Origin of the sequence: Pseudoflavitalea sp. G-6-1-2 (assembly GCF_012927185.1) — a bacterium.
Taxonomy (GTDB): Bacteria; Bacteroidota; Bacteroidia; order Chitinophagales; family Chitinophagaceae; genus Pseudobacter.
On sequence record NZ_JABBGB010000001.1, the window covers coordinates 1,425,733 to 1,444,236 of the forward strand.

The 18,504-nt window shown below is 48.0% G+C and carries 14 protein-coding genes; 4 read left to right on the forward strand and 10 right to left on the reverse strand.

What is annotated here, in order from left to right; genetic code table 11:
* Positions 1-74: 74 nt before the first annotated feature.
* The 8 genes from HHL16_RS05985 to hemA all read right to left on the reverse strand — a co-directional run bounded on the left by HHL16_RS05985 (position 75) and on the right by hemA (position 8,591).
* Positions 75-1,022, reverse strand: a complete 948-nt coding sequence (locus HHL16_RS05985; RefSeq protein WP_169424220.1) for a hypothetical protein — start codon at positions 1,020-1,022, stop codon at positions 75-77.
* Between the two features lie 186 nt (positions 1,023-1,208).
* Complete coding sequence (gene hemL, locus HHL16_RS05990; RefSeq protein ID WP_169424221.1) at positions 1,209-2,498, reverse strand: glutamate-1-semialdehyde 2,1-aminomutase; 1,290 nt, start codon at positions 2,496-2,498, stop codon at positions 1,209-1,211.
* A 36-nt stretch (positions 2,499-2,534) separates the two neighbouring features.
* On the reverse strand, positions 2,535-3,509 hold the full coding sequence (hemB, locus tag HHL16_RS05995) for a porphobilinogen synthase (RefSeq protein ID WP_169424222.1): 975 nt from the start codon (positions 3,507-3,509) through the stop codon (positions 2,535-2,537).
* 98 nt (positions 3,510-3,607) lie between these two features.
* Positions 3,608-4,528, reverse strand: a complete 921-nt coding sequence (gene hemF, locus HHL16_RS06000; RefSeq protein ID WP_206022263.1) for an oxygen-dependent coproporphyrinogen oxidase — start codon at positions 4,526-4,528, stop codon at positions 3,608-3,610.
* 39 nt (positions 4,529-4,567) lie between these two features.
* The gene (gene hemE / locus HHL16_RS06005) at positions 4,568-5,593 is read right to left on the reverse strand and encodes a uroporphyrinogen decarboxylase (protein WP_169424223.1); all 1,026 of its coding nucleotides are present in this window, start codon (positions 5,591-5,593) and stop codon (positions 4,568-4,570) included.
* 19 nt (positions 5,594-5,612) lie between these two features.
* A complete protein-coding gene (locus HHL16_RS06010) occupies positions 5,613-6,329 on the reverse strand; it encodes a uroporphyrinogen-III synthase (RefSeq protein WP_169424224.1) in 717 nt (238 codons plus the stop codon).
* 4 nt (positions 6,330-6,333) lie between these two features.
* Positions 6,334-7,257: a hydroxymethylbilane synthase gene (gene hemC / locus HHL16_RS06015; RefSeq protein ID WP_169424225.1), complete on the reverse strand. Its 924-nt coding sequence runs from the start codon at positions 7,255-7,257 to the stop codon at positions 6,334-6,336.
* Positions 7,258-7,349: 92 nt separating this feature from the next.
* Positions 7,350-8,591 carry a glutamyl-tRNA reductase gene (hemA, locus tag HHL16_RS06020; RefSeq protein WP_169424226.1) on the reverse strand — a complete coding sequence of 414 codons (1,242 nt, stop codon included), beginning with the start codon at positions 8,589-8,591 and terminating at the stop codon, positions 7,350-7,352.
* 264 nt (positions 8,592-8,855) lie between these two features.
* Here hemA and hemH point away from each other — a divergent pair, with 264 nt between their 5' ends.
* On the forward strand, positions 8,856-9,875 hold the full coding sequence (gene hemH, locus HHL16_RS06025; protein ID WP_169424227.1) for a ferrochelatase: 1,020 nt from the start codon (positions 8,856-8,858) through the stop codon (positions 9,873-9,875).
* 20 nt (positions 9,876-9,895) lie between these two features.
* Positions 9,896-10,432, forward strand: coding sequence for a CopD family protein (locus HHL16_RS06030; RefSeq protein WP_169424228.1), 537 nt, complete (start codon positions 9,896-9,898; stop codon positions 10,430-10,432).
* A 1,007-nt stretch (positions 10,433-11,439) separates the two neighbouring features.
* Here HHL16_RS06030 and HHL16_RS06035 read toward each other — a convergent pair.
* Positions 11,440-11,640, reverse strand: a complete 201-nt coding sequence (locus HHL16_RS06035; protein ID WP_169424229.1) for a hypothetical protein — start codon at positions 11,638-11,640, stop codon at positions 11,440-11,442.
* A 113-nt stretch (positions 11,641-11,753) separates the two neighbouring features.
* Between HHL16_RS06035 and ileS the strand changes: the two genes are divergently transcribed.
* Together ileS and HHL16_RS06045 are read left to right on the forward strand one after the other, a co-directional pair.
* The gene (gene ileS / locus HHL16_RS06040; RefSeq protein ID WP_169424230.1) at positions 11,754-15,137 is read left to right on the forward strand and encodes an isoleucine--tRNA ligase; all 3,384 of its coding nucleotides are present in this window, start codon (positions 11,754-11,756) and stop codon (positions 15,135-15,137) included.
* Between the two features lie 4 nt (positions 15,138-15,141).
* Positions 15,142-16,059: a TraR/DksA C4-type zinc finger protein gene (locus HHL16_RS06045; protein ID WP_169424231.1), complete on the forward strand. Its 918-nt coding sequence runs from the start codon at positions 15,142-15,144 to the stop codon at positions 16,057-16,059.
* 200 nt (positions 16,060-16,259) lie between these two features.
* On the opposite strand, the gene HHL16_RS06050 is transcribed toward HHL16_RS06045, so the two are convergent.
* The gene (locus HHL16_RS06050) at positions 16,260-18,362 is read right to left on the reverse strand and encodes a S9 family peptidase (protein WP_169424232.1); all 2,103 of its coding nucleotides are present in this window, start codon (positions 18,360-18,362) and stop codon (positions 16,260-16,262) included.
* Positions 18,363-18,504: the final 142 nt, after the last annotated feature.

The window sequence follows — 18,504 nt, forward strand, 5'->3', positions numbered from 1 at the left end:
AATCTATAGATTCATAAAACAAGAGGCAGGAACATCATTCCTGCCTCTTGTTTTATGAAAAGAAAAACTGCTTCTCAATACACTTTCTTTTCGCTGGAGATCTTGTAGGTATGCGAGTATCCTCCTGCTCTGGATGTAACAACCCCGTTTTCAATTATTTCTCCGAAGCCAGCTACATCAGACACTTCAATACAGTTGTTCTTGTCGTATTTGTACGTCTGTTCTACAATTCTGGCTTCGCCCAGACTTTCCACTACTTCGCCTTTACTGTTCTTTCTTTCGGTGATCTCGGTTTCTTTCCGGTAAACATAATTGTTGTTGGAGAATTTAGTTTCGAGTTCAAAAAGATCTTCTTCAAAAACTGTGAACACAGCAAGTGCGAGGTAGGTGAATTTCCATGGATTGATATGGGAATCGTACCTGCGTTCAAAAGTGAAATAAGTGGTTCTTCTGTTTACTTCAGGTGTTGTTGAATCGGGGCGTTGTACGTTTCCATTCTGGTCGTAATGCCAGGACAGTGTTTTGAAGAAATCCATTTTTTTGTTGGAATAGTATGATCCTGTTACACGACGGTTATTGTCGTAGAAGTAATAGGTGGTGTCTTTCCAGAGACTTATATCGCCGTTGCCTGTGTAATTGCCTGCAACAAAGGCCAGTCTGTTTTGATTGTCGTAGATATATGTGTAATCTTTAGCACGGTGATAGAGTGTAGTGGAAGGATCACTCTGCGCGTAATAAGCAGCGGATTTAAGTATGCCGTTCACGTAATTGAAAGTTGCGTACTGGTACATGGTGTCGAGGCCGCCTGCACCGGGTGAAGGCCTTCTGTGAGACTCTACGCGCGTGAGCATTCCGTTTTGGTTATAGGAAAACTGGTGATAGACATTGTTGAGATCGATTTTCTGGAGCTGAATCACCTCCTGTTTGGGTTTGGGAGGTTGTTGCTCATTGCCCGCAGAAGTTTTCTTACAGGCAGCAGCAATGAGCATAGTACAGATTAAGCAGATGATAGTTTGCTTCATGAATCAAATTTTGCTGCAAGTAAGATGACAATCAGCAACTGATAAGATCATGTGTTTCCGGACTGTAGTTTTATCGAAACAGGCTGTCTGAAAAGCTGGATTTGAAAATTGCCGGGGCAATGTTTACGGCAGAAAAAATGCCGGATCAGTTACGATCCGGCATTTGCAATATCATCAGGTTGTCGATTATAATATTTCTTTCAGACTCTCTTCGGTTGCTTTGATGGTTGCATCAAGATCCTGCTGTTGCATGGCATTGTTCAGGAACCAGCTTTCGTATGCAGAAGGCGGAAGATATACGCCGCGTTTTAGCATGGCATGGAAATATTTATTGAACAACGCGTTGTTCGCTGCTGCTGCACTGGCGAAATCAGTAACTGGCTTGTCGCTGAAATGCACACTGAGCATAGATCCCAGCTGATTGATCACGTAAGGTGTGCCGGAGGCGCGCAACACTTTATCGAGGCCATCGCGGAGATAGGTTGTTTTTTCGTCGAGTTCTTTGAGGAGATTGGGTTGCTCGTTGAGGATGTTCAGCAAAGTGTATCCTGCAATCATGGCAATAGGATTTCCGCTGAGCGTTCCTGCCTGATACACGGCACCCAGCGGAGCAATCATTTCCATGATGGCGCGTTTGCCACCGAATGCACCAACGGGCAGACCACCACCAATTACTTTTCCGTAGGTAACGAGGTCGGCATCGATATTCAGTTTTTCCTGTGCACCGCCACGGGCGAGACGGAAGCCTGTCATTACTTCGTCGAAGATGAAAACGATCTTTTCTGTGTCGCAGATCTTACGGATACCTTCGAGGAATCCGGGTTGTGGAATGATGCATCCCATATTGCCGGCAACCGGTTCTACGATGATGGCAGCAATCTGATCTTTGTTTTCGGCAACGAGTTTTTCTACACCTGCGAGATCGTTGTAAGAGCAGGTGAGTGTGTCAGCTGCTGTACACGCTGTAACGCCGGGTACATGCTGAATGCCGAGTGTGGCAACACCGCTTCCTGCTTTTACGAGAAAGGAATCTGCATGGCCGTGGTAGCAACCTTCGAATTTGATGATCTTGTTGCGGGCTGTGTAGCCACGCGCTAAGCGGATGGCGCTCATGCAGGCTTCAGTACCGCTGCTCACCATGCGGATGAGATCTACGTTTGGCGCCATGCTTTTGATCAGCTCCGCCATTTTTATTTCGAGCTCGGTAGGCGCTCCATATGATGTGGAGAACACGGCTTGTTCCTGAATGGCTTTCACCAGCGGAGCGTATGCGTGGCCGAGGATCATTGGTCCCCATGAAGCGATGTAGTCGATGTATTTGTTTCCATCGGCATCATAGAGGTAAGTGCCTTCGGCACGCTGAATGAACAGCGGCGTGCCGCCAACACTTCTGAATGCGCGCACAGGAGAGTTCACTCCACCGGGAATGCTTTCCTGTGCACGGTTAAAAAGTTCAATGCTTTTTGTGGTCTGCATATTGAGAAAGTTGTTTTTTGTTTTTGGCTCGCTGCATTACCCAATCAGTCTTACGGCGTCTTTTGCAAAGTATGTGGCAATCAGATCGGCGCCTGCGCGCTTGAATGCTGTAAGCGTTTCGAGAATGGCTTTGTCTTCGTCGAGGAAACCCGCTTTGGCAGCGGCTTTGATCATGGAGTATTCTCCGCTGATATTGTACACGCTTACCGGAACGGTTACTGCATCTTTCACTTCGCGAAGTATATCGAGATACGCCAGACCGGGTTTTACCATCACGATGTCTGCGCCTTCTTCCACATCCATCAGTGTTTCTTTGATGGCTTCGATGCGGTTGGCGTAGTTCATCTGGTAGGTTTTCTTATCGCCGAATCCGGGTGCGGAATCGAGTGCATCGCGGAATGGTCCGTAAAAGCAGGAAGCATATTTCGCACTGTAGGCCATGATGCCTGTTTTGGTGAAATTGCTTTCTTCGAGCGCTTCGCGGATGGCGCCGATGCGGCCGTCCATCATATCGGAGGGTGCAACAATGTCGGCTCCGGCAATGGCATGGCTTACGCTCATGGCGGCAAGTACATCAACGGTGGCGTCGTTTACGATATCGTGGCCTTCCACAATTCCATCATGTCCATAGGAGGAGAACGGGTCGAGGGCTACGTCTGTCATTACCACCATATCGGGGCAGGAGTTCTTGGCAGTTTTGATGGCACGCTGCATCAGCCCATCGGGGTTCACTGCTTCGGTCCCTTTATTGTCTTTCAGTTCGTCGGGTACTTTTACAAACAGCAGAATGCTTTTCAGGCCGAGACTCCAGAGCTCTTTCACTTCGCGCGCGAGCTGATCGAGGCTCAGTCTGTAATAACCGGGCATGGTGCTGATCTCTTCTTTTACGTCTTTACCTTCTACGATGAACAACGGCACAATAAAATCATCCGGGCTCAGAATGGTTTCTGCAACCAGTGCACGGATAGCGGGCGACTGACGGAGGATCCTGTTTCTTCTTTGTAAATACATACCAGATATTTTTAGGGAATTAACGTTAATGTATAATCGATAAGGTTATTCAGCAAACAACCCGCAGTGTTGGCTGCGGGTTGCAAGGTAGTGATTTGTTACACCCAGTCTTTAGGGCGGAGGCAGACATCGAGCAGTCTGGCTTCCTCGCTTCCCGGTGTGGGTTGATAATTGTATTCGAATCTTACAGTTGGTGGCAGGCTCATCAGAATGCTTTCGATGCGGCCATTGGTTTTGAGACCGAAGATGGTTCCGCGATCGTGCACCAGATTGAACTCGGTGTAGCGTCCGCGACGGATCTCCTGCCAGTGTTTGTGCGCTGCGTTGTATTCCATCCCTTTTCTTTTGTTCACGATATCTATGTAAGCAGGAATGAATGCATTGCCACAGGCCTGTCCGAAACGGAACCAGAAATCTACATCTTTGAGTGCATCGGGACGTTGGTAATCGTAGAAAATACCGCCGATTCCTCTGCGTTCGTCGTTGCGGTGTTTGTTTACGAAGTAGTTGTCGCACTCGCGTTTGAAATTCGGGAATATGGCCGGATCGAATTCATCACACACGTTTTTGTAGGTGCCATGAAAATGAATGGCATCTTCATCGAACAGATAATAAGGCGTAAGGTCGGTGCCGCCACCAAACCAGCGATCGATCACTTCATGATTCTTATCGTACAGTTCGAACATGCGGTAGTTGCAGTGAACGGTAGGTACAAAAGGATTTATGGGATGGATCACCAGTGAAAGTCCGCAGGCGAACCAGTTATCGCCATCAATTTTCAATTGCGATCGCATGAGATCGGTTACAGGGCCATACACGATGGAGGTGTTTACGCCTCCTTTCTCAAACACTTTGCCGTTGGCGATCACGCGCGTTTTACCGCCGCCGCCTTCGGGGCGCTGCCATTGGTCTTCGAAGAACTTTGCCTGTCCGTCTGCTTCTTCCAGCGCTGCACAAATGCGGTTTTGCAGGTCGTGGATGAATGCAATCCAATTGTCTTTGATGGGGATAGTTTTCATACGCTTCTATTAAAAATGATTCAGTAAATCTGAGCTATCCTACTTCGCATAATTCTTCACAGCATCCACAAATGCCCTTGCATGATCTACGGGAACATTCGGAAGAATGCCGTGACCGAGATTGGCAATGTGACGATGGCCGCCGAATTCGCCGAGCATCTTCTTCACTTCTTTTTGAATCTCAGGAATGGGCGACAACAGTTTTGCAGGGTCGAAATTCCCTTGCAGCGTGATGTTGTCTCCAGCGAGTTTGCGTGCAAAGGCTGGTGTGTTGCACCAGTCGATGCCGAGACCATGAGCGCCGGTGGCAGCCATTCTGTCGAGGCTATGCCATGCGCCTTTGGCGAAGATGATGGTGAGCACTTCGTCTTTGAGTGCTTCTACGATCTGACGGATATAGCGAAGGCTGTAGGTTTCAAAATCATCCTGACTCAGCAGTCCGCCCCAGCTGTCGAAGATCTGGATCACGTCTACACCTGCCTGCACTTGTCCTTTCAGATAAGCGATGGTAGTGTCTGTGATCATCTGCAGCAGTTGGTGTGCTGTTTCAGGTTGGGTATAGCAAAATGCTTTTGCTTCGTCGAAAGTTTTGGAGCCCTTGCCCTGTACCATGTAGCAGAGGAGGGTCCATGGAGCGCCTGCGAAACCGATGAGGGGAACGCGGCCTGCCAGTGTCTGTTTGGTGAGACGCAGTGCATCGAATACATAACCGAGGCTTTCATTCACATCGGGAATGCGGAGCCTGCTGAGATCGCTGAATTGTTTGATGGGATCGGGAAGGAATGGTCCTTTGCTCTCTACCATCTGTACTTCCAGTCCCATTGCTTCAGGCACTACAAGAATGTCTGAGAAAATGATGGCTGCATCCACTCCCACCTGCTCTACCGGTTGAATGGTGATCTCCGTTGCAATTTCGGGTATACGGCAACGTTCGAAGAAAGAGTACTTGGCTTTCAGCTTCATGTAATCGGGGAGATAGCGGCCTGCCTGGCGCATCATCCATACGGGTGTACGCTCGGTTGCTTCTCCGCGTAATGTTCTTAATAACAGGTCGTTTTGCAGCATCTGTATTGTTATTGAGTATTTACTTGTTGATAAAATATTGCGACACCTGGTTCAGCATCGACTGCTGATCGGGCTGTTCACTGATAATTATTTTGTTGCCGGTATTGGCAGCAAGCGCTTTGGCCGTGGTGTTGCCGATGGCAAAACAAACGGTGGATTCCGGCAGCTGATTGGCTGAGAAGAAACTGCTCACTGCGCTCGGACTGAAAAAAAGAATACCATCCATTTCTTCTTCGACAATCACCGGTGTTTCGATGGTATCGTAAGTGGTGATCTCGTGTACCGTGATGGCATTGCTGCCGAGCAGAGCAGGCAGTTCGTCGCGGCGCTGGTTGCTGCAGAAGAAAACGATCCTTTCTACATTTCCTGCGGCGATGATCTCTGCAGCCAGTTCGCCTCCGTTGAATACCGATCCTGCCGGTGTGGTATCGAAGAGATGCATCACTGCTTCGCGTGTGGCGCCTGCGAGTGAAAAGATATTCCAATGAGCGGCGGAGCCATGTTCGCCTGCTACACGTAGTGTGGCGGCTACGATCTCTACTGCATTTCTGCTGGTGAACACCACGGCTGTGCCCGGCTCGAAAGTGAGTGGCAGTATGGTTTCCAGCGTTTCACTGTTCAGTACGGGTTCTATGCGTATCAGTTCTGTCTCGCGGCAATGGATACCTTGCTTTGCCAGTACTTTGGCAAGCGAAGGCGTTAGTTTTTTGGTGCTGAGAATACGGTACTGTTTCATCTGATCAGGCGTTGCGCTGTTTGTGAATACCGTCTGCAATTTCCTGACCTCCGAGAGCCAGCAGTTCTTTGGCGAATACAGTGCCTGCATCGCTGGCTTCCGAAACAGGAATGGTTTTATCGATCTCCACTTTGTCTTTTCCGTCTACCGATAAGATGTTTCCGCGGAATATCACGTTACCATCTTTTACAACAGCGAGTGCACTGATGGGAGTGGAACATCCGCCGAGCAGTGCGCGGAGAAAATCTCTTTCTATTTTGGTGCAGATCGCTGTGTCGGCATCGTTGAATGCGGCACAGGTTTGCAGTAATTTGTTGTCGTCGGCGCGGCAGGCTACTACGATGGCGCCTTGCGCGGGTGCAGGCAGCATCCAGTCCAGTTCTGCGGAGTTATGTGGACGAAGACCGATGCGCTCCAGTCCGGCAGCAGCGAAGATGGCGCCGTTCCAGTTGCTCTCTTCCACTTTGCGCATGCGTGTGTTCACATTGCCGCGAAGGTTTTCGATGGAGTGATGAGGATAGCGGTTCAGCCATTGCGCTTTGCGGCGGATGCTGCTGGTAGCAATGATGCAGGCCGACTCGGCGAGTGCTTCATCGAAAATAAATTGCTCGCCTTTGTAGATCAGCAGGTCTTTGTAGGAGGCGCGTTTCAGCACGGCAGCCTGGGCAATGCCCTGCGGCAGTTGCGTAGGCACATCCTTCATGGAGTGAACCGCGATATCGATCTTGTTATTGAGCAGTGCGATATCGAGACTTCTGGTGAAGATGCCCTGAACGCCCATTTCGTACAACGGGGTTTTGAGATCGATATCTCCTTCGCTGCGGATGTATACCAGTTCTGCATCAACACCCTGAGTGGCCAGCAGGTCTTTCACCTGATTTGCCTGCCATACGGCGAGCTGGCTTTCTCTTGTTCCTATTCTGATCATAATATTATTTCAATTGATGTCACGGCAAAGTTACCGGTGTACGGCATTGGCCGGGCATTGTTACCCTGCTATGACAACTGGTTGTTGGCAAATTAATTCCTACCCGTAGCAATAAACTCGTTGATAGCCTCGATGTACTGGCATCCACGCTGGTTTTGCGTGCGCATCTTACTGGCCATGCCATTGATCACTCTCTGGATCTTCAGATCGGAATCGGTACTGCATGCGGTTACTTCGCCCGGACAAAGTTGAATATATGAGGGGAAGGTTTGAATTTCTTTCAGTTTGGTTTTTACTGCTTTCAGAACGGGAACATGCTTGCGCATTTCGTACCATTCGATGAATTCAGCAATATGTTCTTCAATGATGGCGAAGGCTTTGGGCACTTCTGCTTCCCGCTTTTGAAGGGTGGCATCATTGATCTTCGACAGTTCGTCTACATTCACGAGCTGTACATTAGGCAGCTGGCGCGCGCTTTCTTCTACGTTGGTAGGAATGGAAAGATCGATCACCAGTTTCTGGCCCTGGCCTTCCAGGTGAGAGGCAAGGATGGTAGGCGTAGCTGCATTGGTAGCTACGATGATGATATCAGACTGACTGATATGCTGAGTAAGCAAATCGGCAGGAACATATTGTACACCCAGTTCAAAAGCCAGCTCTGCTGCTTTCTCCTGCGTGCGGTTGATGAGGGTAATATTGGTGGTACCCAGATAGTCGATGATATTTTTGCAGGTAGATCTTCCGATCTTTCCTGTACCCAGCAGCAGGATCTGCTTGTTGGAAATATCCTGAATATGTTCTCTGATATATTGAATGGCAGCGAAAGAAACTGAAACAGTTCCGCCGCTGAGCGATGTATTGTTCTTGATGGCTTTGGACGATTGCAGTACTGCATTCACCAGCCTTTCGAGGAATGTTCCGATAAATTCTTTCTCGCGTGCAAACTTCACGGCCAGTTTGAGCTGACCTACAATTTCGTAATCACCGAGAATCTGAGAGTCGATACCGGCGCCAACCGAGAAGAGGTGTTGAATGGCGCTGATGCCACTTTTTACATATGCCAGTTGAGAAAAGGTATCGGAGCTTCCTTCGGTTTCGCTGCAGAGGAGTTCGATCAGCTGTTCGGGCTGTTCGGCAATTCCGTAAATTTCTGTTCTGTTACAGGTGGAAAGAATGAATAATTCAGTGAGGCCATAAGAAGGTGCCAGTGAAAGGAGGGAAGCGTATTGGTCGTTATTGATGGCAAATTTCCCTCTGATGGCAGCGTCTGTCTTCTTATAGTTGATCCCGGCAATAAAAAACTTCGATATGTCTTTGCTACTCTGTCCTGGCATGAAAGTAAATTTCTAAATCACTGCGCAAAAGTACCGTAGGAACCTTCAATCACCTAATCCGTCTGTCATTGGTTTGTCATTTTACTGTATGATAAAGGTCACATAAATGCCTGACAAGTATCAGCATTGCGGCCAAATGCGCGTCTGTATGAGTTTTACGAAGAAATGGTGAGGGTGGGTTGCCTTACTTGCAGAGGAATCATGGATCAACCTGAATTTTTCTTCCAATTCAAAGTTACTTTTGCAAATTCAATCAAACAGGCAATGGCAAAAAAAGGAATAGTACTGATGAACCTTGGGAGCCCCGACTCCACAGAGGTAAAGGATGTGCGGAGATATCTGGATGAGTTTCTGATGGATGGGCGCGTGCTCGATACGCCGGTATTGTGGAGAGCGCTGCTGGTGAAAGGTATCATTGTGCCTTTCAGAGCGCCGAAATCTGCGGAGGCGTACAAAAGTATCTGGACGAAAGAAGGATCTCCCCTTATCGTGATCAGCGAACAGCAACGTGATGCACTTCAGGCGCTGGTGGACGAACCGGTGGTGATAGCCATGCGTTACGGAAACCCTACGCCCTGGGCGGCATTTGATGAGCTGATGCAAAAATCGCCTGATCTGGAAGAAGTGGTGGTGGTGCCGATGTATCCTCATTATGCGATGAGCAGCTACGAAACGGCGGTGGAGTACGCCAAAAAGGTGCATAAGGAGAAGAAATATCCCTTCAAACTAACTTTTGTTCCTCCATTTTATAATGAACCGGGGTATATCGATGCGCTTACCGAAAGCATTCGTCCGTATCTGAATGAAGAGTACGATCAGATTGTGTTCAGCTACCACGGAATTCCTGAAAGGCATGTTCATAAGACGGATCCATCCGGTAAGCATTGTTTGGGTAATGCCAACTGTTGTATGCAGGATAATCCGGCGCATGCTTTTTGTTACCGTCATCAGATCATCACCACTACCCGTTTGGTAGCGGAGAAACTGAATATCCCGAAAGAAAAATACAGCTTCTCATTCCAGAGCCGCCTCGGCAGGGACGAATGGCTGAAACCTTATACAGCAGTGCGTTTGGGCGAAATGCCGAAGGAAGGGATAAAGAAACTGCTGGTGGTTTGTCCGGCATTCGTGGCCGATTGCCTGGAGACGCTGGAAGAAATGGCGGAGGAAGGAAAGGAGATTTTCTTACACGCGGGCGGAGAGAAATTTACGCTGATCCCCTGCATGAACAGTCAGGCTGCCTGGATCGGGGCACTGAAGAACCTGTTGCAGACCGCGAAATAAACCTTATCTAACCAATAACTATGTATCTCTACATCAAGGCATTACACGTAATATTCATTGTCACCTGGTTTGCGGGGCTGTTCTACATGCCCCGTCTGATGGTGTACAATGCGGAGGCGGGAACGCAACCCGAACCGGCGAAGACCATTCTGAGAAATCAGTATGGAATTATGATGAAAAGGCTTTGGTTTGGGATCACCTGGCCGTCGGCGGTATTGACGTTGATACTTGGATTAAGTACCTGGCACCTTCTTGGGGCGTTTCCGGATTGGCTGAAGATCAAATTGCTATTTGTGATTGGGTTGTTTGTTTATCACGGTACGCTTCATGCGATAGCGAGGCAGCAGTGGAAAGGAAATTTCCGGTACAGCGGGCAGCAATTGAGGATCTGGAATGAGGTGGCCACAATATTTTTGGTAGCGATAGTGATGCTGGTGGTAGTGAAAGAAAATATGAGTTGGGTGTGGGGATTACTGGGACTGATTTTATTTGTGGTGGTGCTGATGAGTGCGATCAAAATTTACAAACTGGTGCGTACAAAAAAGCAGAATGGGTAGAAAAAGCAACAAATGATTACCCATACCGGGGATGTGCAACCGGAAATGGACAAAAATAAAAAGAGGGCGTTCCGATTTGAAGGAACGCCCTCTTCAATTGTATGAGGAAAGCCTTGATTTTCAGGGAGCCGACATTTAGCTTTTGGAGGGCCAGAATGCACGTGTGTGCTGAATCTCAGGCTTTTCTAAGATAGTAGTGATATCAGAGATTAAAAACGGGAACTCGTAATTGGGAAAGGCATAAAAAAAGAAAACCTTTTCTGTTTTTTAGAGTTTTTAAAGGAAAGGGGAGCAGGAATACTCCCCTTTTTAACCCCTAAACCCTAAACCGTAGAAAAGGTTTTCATATAATGAGTTCAGAATAATAAAGAGCTGGATTTCATTGTTGCAACTACTGTTTTCGTGAGCAACATTGATATAGTTTCATAAACTGTGCCAAACGTTTTAATTGTGTAAAAAACTGCGGCAAAAATGATGAAACTACAGATCGTTTTAATGCGGTTTTAACATCGCTTATCCTGAACTGTTGGCTGTTATGGTTAACCGCACTGAAAGGGGCGAAAACCTAAACAAACCAGACCATGAACAAGACGGTTCAAACGATCGAATCTGACCATACTATGACAAAAAAACTGTGCTACTAAAATTTCTCACGAAGTGAGAAGAGATTCCTGAATTAGAATAACGTGTACCGTTAGAAATTTGTCCTTACTTAAAGCTACAGAACTTCATCTAATTCTTTAGGATCGGTGGAGAGCTTAACCAGAGAATAACCCAATCTCAGGGATTGGAAGCCTTTGCAGGCGCGTTTCAGAGTTACTTACGAGAAAGCATCGCTTTCGGTTTTTCAAATATCAGATATTTTTTGAAACTGCGATATTAAATTCTGATATTTTTTTTTAATATAATCTTTCAATGAACCGGTGATGCACAACCGAACTGCTTTCTGTACCGGAAACACGCTTGTCAAATAGCTGAAAATCTGTGCAGTAGTCGGTTCTGCAAGACTAGCCATTTTGCTCTTTCGTTTCAAGCGCTGTTTTGTAAATAATTATTGACTGTTTACGGGTGTGTTTTTTAATGGTTAATGAAGCTGTTTTTCGTAGCTGCCTGAGATTGATTTCTTCCCCTGAAAATTGTCCTGCCGCGGCATCCTCCCATTCCGGGTTTTCAACCGCTGCTTTCAGGCAGATTTTATAGCCCGACATGCCCCTGATTACCCTGAATTTTCAGTACCTTTGCACACTTTTAAACAACGGATTTTTACCAATCCGGACTGCCTTCCGAGGAAAACGGCCCGGATATTAGCCCGAATAATAATATGTCAGCCAAATATCAGGAATTCTCAAGATTGAACCTGCCCGAAATAGAGCAGGAAGTACTGGCCAAATGGGCTGAGACCCAGGCTTTTGAGCAAAGCATAGCCCTTCGCGAAGGCGCCCCCCATTTCGTGTTCTACGAAGGCCCCCCCTCCGCCAACGGCATGCCCGGCATTCACCACGTGATCAGCCGTACCCTGAAAGATCTGGTTTGCCGCTACAAAACCATGCAGGGCTTCCAGGTAAAAAGAAAGGGCGGATGGGATACCCACGGTCTCCCCATCGAACTCGGCGTTGAAAAAGAACTCGGCATCACCAAAGAAGATATCGGTAAGAAAATTACCGTTGAAGAATATAACCTCAAATGTCGCGAAGCAGTTATGCGCTTCAAAGACAAATGGGACGATATCACCCGTAAAATGGGTTACTGGGTAGATCTGCAGGATCCCTATATCACTTTCGATAACTCTTATATCGAAACCCTCTGGTGGATATTGCAGCAATTCTACAACAAGGGGCTGCTCTACGAAAGCGTAAGCATCCAGCCCTATTCTCCTGCAGCAGGTACCGGTCTCAGCTCACACGAACTGAACATGCCCGGCACCTACAAAAATGTAAAAGATACTTCGGCTGTGGCCATGTTCAAGGCCATCGAGAACGACCGTACAAAGTTCCTCTTCGAAAAGGCCAGGGCTAACGGAACCACCGAACCGGAGATCTTCTTCATGGCATGGACCACCACACCATGGACCCTCCCTTCCAACCTCGGTCTCACCGTTGGGCCCAATATCAACTACGTACTGGTGCACACCGTGAATCCATACACGCATATTCCGGTTTACGTTGTACTGGCGAAAGACCTGCTGGGCAAGTATTTCAAGCCCGAAGGCGAGAACATTCCCGTAGGCGAGTACAAAGAAGGCGACAAACTGCTTCCATGGACCATCCTTGAGACGTTCAAAGGATCAGCTATCGAAGAAGCCCGTTACGAACAACTGCTTCCCTACGAAGCCAATACCCCTGAAATTGCAGGTGGCGATCCGTTCCGCGTTATCGTCGGCGATTTCGTTACCACTGAAGATGGTACCGGTATCGTACACACGGCTCCTGCCTTCGGTGCAGATGACTATAAAGTGGGCAAGAAGTATGGCATCGGTATTCTGGTAATGGTCGACAAGCAGGGCAAGTTTGTGGACGGCCTCGGCGAGTTCAGCAACCGTTACGTGAAGAACTACAAAGACGAGAAGGATTATGTGGATGTGAACGTAGACATCTCCGTGAAACTGAAAAAAGAGAACCGCGCCTTCAAAGTAGAAAAATACGAACACAATTACCCGCACTGCTGGCGTACTGATAAACCAGTGCTCTACTATCCGCTCGAAGCATGGTTCATCAAAACCACTGCGCTCCGCGAGAGAATGGTGGAACTGAACAAAACCATCAATTGGAAACCGAAGTCAACCGGCGAAGGCCGCTTCGGCAACTGGCTCGAGAACATGGTGGACTGGAACCTCAGCCGCAGCCGTTTCTGGGGAACTCCGCTTCCCATCTGGAAAACAGAAGGAGAGGAGAATATCGAATTCAAGTGCATCGGTTCTATCGAAGAACTGAACAATGAGATCCGCAAAGCCAATGAAGTGCTGGGCGGTGATGTGAATAAACATTATCTCCACGAAGGCATCCTCGATCTGCACAAACCTTATGTGGATGAGATTGTACTGGTAAGCCCTTCGGGCCGTGCCATGAAACGTGTACCAGATCTGATCGACGTTTGGTTCGATTCAGGCGCCATGCCATTTGCACAATGGGGCCTCGACTACGATAAGCTGAAAGCCGGCGACCCACGTCCTTTCAAAGCTCCGTTCGGCACCAACTACCCCGCAGACTATATCGCGGAAGGTGTTGACCAAACCCGCGGATGGTTCTATACCCTGCATGCGATCTCTGCCCTGCTCTACGATTCAGTAGCCTACAAAACCTGCGTGAGCAATGGTCTGGTGCTGGATAAAGACGGCAACAAAATGAGCAAGCGCCTGGGTAACGTAGTGGATCCGTTCAAAACAATCGGTGAATTCGGAGCCGATGCAACCCGCTGGTACCTCGTAACCAATGCTTCTCCCTGGGACAATATGAAGTTCGACCTGGAAGGCATCCGCGAAGTGCAGCGTAAATTCTTCGGTACCTTATTTAATACTTACCAGTTCTTTGCGCTGTACGCCAATGTAGACGGGTTCAGTTTCAAAGAAAAATACATTCCGTTGGCGGAGCGTCCGGAGATCGATCGCTGGATCTTGTCTTCCCTCAATACATTGGTGGCGAAGGTGCAGGCGAGTCTGGACGATTACGAGCCAACACAGGCAGGCCGTGCTATTGAAGAATTTGTAGGCGAGCAACTGAGCAACTGGTATGTGCGCCTCTGCCGTCGTCGTTTCTGGAAAGGAGAATATGAGCACGACAAGATCTGCGCGTATCAGACCCTGTATGAGTGCCTGGAGAAAGTGAGCATACTGATGGCTCCGATCTCTCCGTTCTTCAGTGACAGACTCTTCAATGCCCTGAACGATGTAACTGGTCAGCGCAAAGAAAAATCCGTACACCATGTGCTGTTCCCTGTGAGCGACAATACAGCAATCGATGCGCTGCTCGAAGAAAGAATGCAACTGGCGCAGGATGTTTCTTCACTGGTACTGAGCCTCCGTAAGAAGGTCAACATCAAGGTTCGTCAACCATTGCAAAAAGTGCTGATCCCTGTGCTGAACCCCGGCATGAAGGAGCAGATAATGAAGGTGGAAGACCTCATCATGAGCGAAGTGAATGTGAAGGAACTGCAATACCTGACCGAAGCAGACAGCGGGTTCATCAAAAAGAAGATCAAGCCGAACTACATTGCATTAGGTAAGAAACTGGGTGGAAAAATGAAGGCGGTTGCGGCTGCGCTTGGCAGTTTTACACAGGAAGATATCAGAACGTTAGAAAAAGAAGGGTCAATTTCATTGTTAATTGATAACGAACCCTTAATATTACAGGCTAATGAAGCTGACATTACCAGTGAGGATATCCCCGGCTGGATGGTAGCTAACAAAGACTCTCTGACAGTAGCACTCGATATCACCGTAACCCCTGAACTGGTAAGCGAGGGTAATGCCCGCGAACTGGTTAACAGAATCCAGAAGATCCGGAAAGACAATGGTTATGAACTAACGGACAGGATCAAGGTTCAGTTGACCGACCACCAGGAATTGAAAGGTTCAATCGACCAATTTAGTACCTATATTTGCGCGGAAATTTTGGCAGATAAACTGGAATTAGTCCCTGAATTGCCTGATGGCACTGAAATTGAGGTGAATGATATTCCATTAAAAGTGTTTGTCACTAAAAAAGCCTAACAGTATGGCAACCAAGAAGAAAGCAGCCAAGCCAGCAAAAAAGGCCGTCGCTCCGAAAAAAGCGGCGCCGGCCAAAAAGCCTGCTGCCAAACCTGCTGCTGTCAAGAAACCTATTGCTAAGCCTGCTCCTAAAAAAGCAGCAAAGCCTGCACCGGCAAAAGCTGCTGCAGCGAAGAAGCCTGCGACAGCGCCGGCGAAAACAGCAGTGGCCAAAAAGCCAGCGGCGAAGCCCGCTCCTGCTCCTGTTAAAGCTGTTGCCAAACCGGAAGCTAAAAAAGCAGTGGCTGCTGCCCCTGTGAAAACTGCAGTGAAAGCGCCGGAAGTAAAGAAAGCAGTTGAGGTAAAGCCCGAAGTAAAGAAGCCCGAAGTAAAAGAAGTTAAGAAACCGGAGCCCGTTGCTCCCCCGCCCATTCCGAAGAAAACCCCAGCGCCTCCCCCGAAACCAGTGAAAGTGGTAATTCCGGAACTGAAAACAAAATCTGTTCGGAAGTACGAGCCGGATTTTACCAAATCTGTATTAGATCAACCTGAAAACATACAAACGGGACCTACCATGAGATACAGCGACAGTGAATTACAAGAATTCAAAGACCTGATCCTGAAAAAACTGGAACAGGCCAAGAAAGAACTGACTTACCTGCAGGGACTCATTACGCGTAAGGATGAAATGGGTGGCGATGAAAATGAGAATCGCTATATGACCATGGAAGACGGCAGCATGAGCATGGAACGCGAACAACTCGCGCAAATGGCCAGCCGCCAGATCAATTATATCGATCACCTGGAAAAAGCCCTGATGCGAATCGAGAACAAAACCTACGGTATCTGCCGTGTCACAGGTAAACTCATCGATAAAGCACGCCTCCGTGCAGTGCCTCATGCTACATTGAGCATCGAAGCCAAACAGATGATGAACAAATAAGCGTATTTAACTTTATAAAAAGCAGAAGGCCGGCTGAATAAGCTGGCCTTCTGCTTTTTGATGCTATGGATCAAAATATGATAGCTGTTTCCTGCAGATGCCGCGAAGCAGGTTCAGGGTTACCGGCAATTACATCGTTGCAATAAAAAAGCCGTTCTGGTAAAAGAACGGCTTCTTCATTATTCCAATTAATTACTGGCTTATTTAAACGCAGCAGGAACAGGCTTTCCAAGCAGATTCTCGTACCAGAATCTTGCCTCTTCAGCCATTCTGTGTGCACGTTTTTTGCCACTGTTGCCGCCGATATTGTGGCGCTCACCGGGATAGGCCATGAACTCGAAATGTTTGCCCAGTTCCTCCATTTTATCGATCAGCACAAGGCTGTTCTGAAAATGCACGTTATCGTCGGATGTTCCATGCACAATACGGATCAGTCCTTTGTACTTGTTCGCATAGGCCATCACTGCAGTATTCTTGTAACCTTCAGCATTATCCTGAGGTGTATCCATGAAACGCTCCGTGTAATGTGTATCGTAGAACTGCCAGTCGGTTACCGATGCATTGGCGATTCCGAAATCATACACATCAGATCCGTAGGTCATGGCCATGCAGGTCATGTATCCGCCGAAGCTGCCGCCGGTCATGGCGAGTTTGTTGGCATCAGCCCAGGGTTGGCTTTTCAGCCAACGGCCCGCTGCCATGAAATCTTCGATCTCATATTTGCCGAGCTGACGATAGATATAGTTCAGTCCATTCTTTCCGAAGTGACCGCTGGCGCGGTTGTCGATCGCTACCTGAACCAATCCTTCCTGTGCCCACCATTGTGTGTAGCCGCCGATGTTTTTCCAGCGATCGTACACAGTTCCTGCATCTGGTCCACCATAGATGCTCACCAGAATAGGATATTTTTTTGCGGGATCGAAGTTGATCGGGTAAGTGATGGTTACAGGCAATTCAAACAAACCATCAGCAGATTTCACGCGAACCAGTTCGGTGCGTGGAATAGCGTAGTTGTCGAACTCTGTTCCTTTGGTATCGCCCAGCATGCGCACCGTTTTTCCTTTTCCGTCTACCAGTGCCATGGCGTATGGAGTAGAAAGATTGGAATAAGTGGTGATGAAGTATTTGCCGGTTGGAGATACATTGATCATGTCGTGAGAGAAATCTCCGAAACTCAGTCTGGTAAGGCCTTTGCCGTTCAGTCCGATTTTGTAGAGATCATATCTTGCAGAATTCTCTTTGCGTGCTTTGATGAAAAGTGTGCTGCTTTTTTCATCGAATTTCAGCACTTCTGTTTTCCAGAAATTTCCGGTGGTGATCTGATTGATCAGCTTTCCGGTGATATCGTGATAGTAAAGGTTTTCCCAGCCGTCTTTATCGCTCTTCACGATAAAGCCTTTGTTGTTGGGAAGAAACTCAACGCGATCGTCGCCTTCGAGTACGATCCATGTTTTCTGTTGTTCTTCGTAAACAACATTCTTAGCGCCTGTATTGAGATCAATATTGTACAATTTCAGATCGTTCTGATCGCGGTTCATCCATTGCACCCAGCATTGGCCGTTGGGCGACCAGATAGGAGCGCCGAAGTACTGATCGTCTTTCTGATTGAAGTCGGCCCATGTGGTGTTGCCGCTTTCAACGTTCACGATTCCGATCTTCACTTCAGGATTCTTTTCGCCTGCTTTAGGATAGCGGGTATTTTCGAGATAGCCGTCTTGTCCGCTGATCACATAGATCGGGAAAACGGGCACCATCGATTCGTCTGAACGCATGAAGCAGAGTTGCTTACTGTTGGGGCTCCACCAGAAAGCGCGGTAGTTGCTGGCTCTTCCGAGGATCTCTTCGTAATACACCCAGCTGGCGTAACCGTTGAGAATGGTGGTAGAACCATCGGTAGTGAGTTGCTTTTCTAATCCTCCCAATATTTCTCTTACGTAGAGGTTGTTATCAGCTTTGGTGTAGGCCACCAGTTTGCCATCGGGTGATGCTGTGATATTGCGTGCTCCCTCGATCTTGCCGATCGGTGGAACAGTTTTCTCCGCAGGAGCTGTGTAGGGAACGGCCTTTCCGGACTTCACATCCACAGAAACAGTAGTGGCCTCGCCGGAGGCGTTGCGCTGCACTTCGATGTAATGTTCATCGTCCACCCATCCACGGATGGTGGGCAATGGTTTGGTGATATTGGCAGGCAGATTGTTTTTCAGCAGTTGCTCAGAACTGAACTGCTTTTTTTGTGCTGCCACGGGCAATGACAGGGTTACCAGCAGAAAACATGCGGCAGCCGACAGTATTTTCTTATTCATGCAAAAAATAATTAGGGAGTGAATGTACGAAATCACCGGCCAAAACCGGTAAATGCACCTGAATTGGACAAGCATTGTTGCCAATACAGCTATATCTGCTGCGAACTGCCTGTGAAGTACAGACGCTTGCGGGAACGGGAGC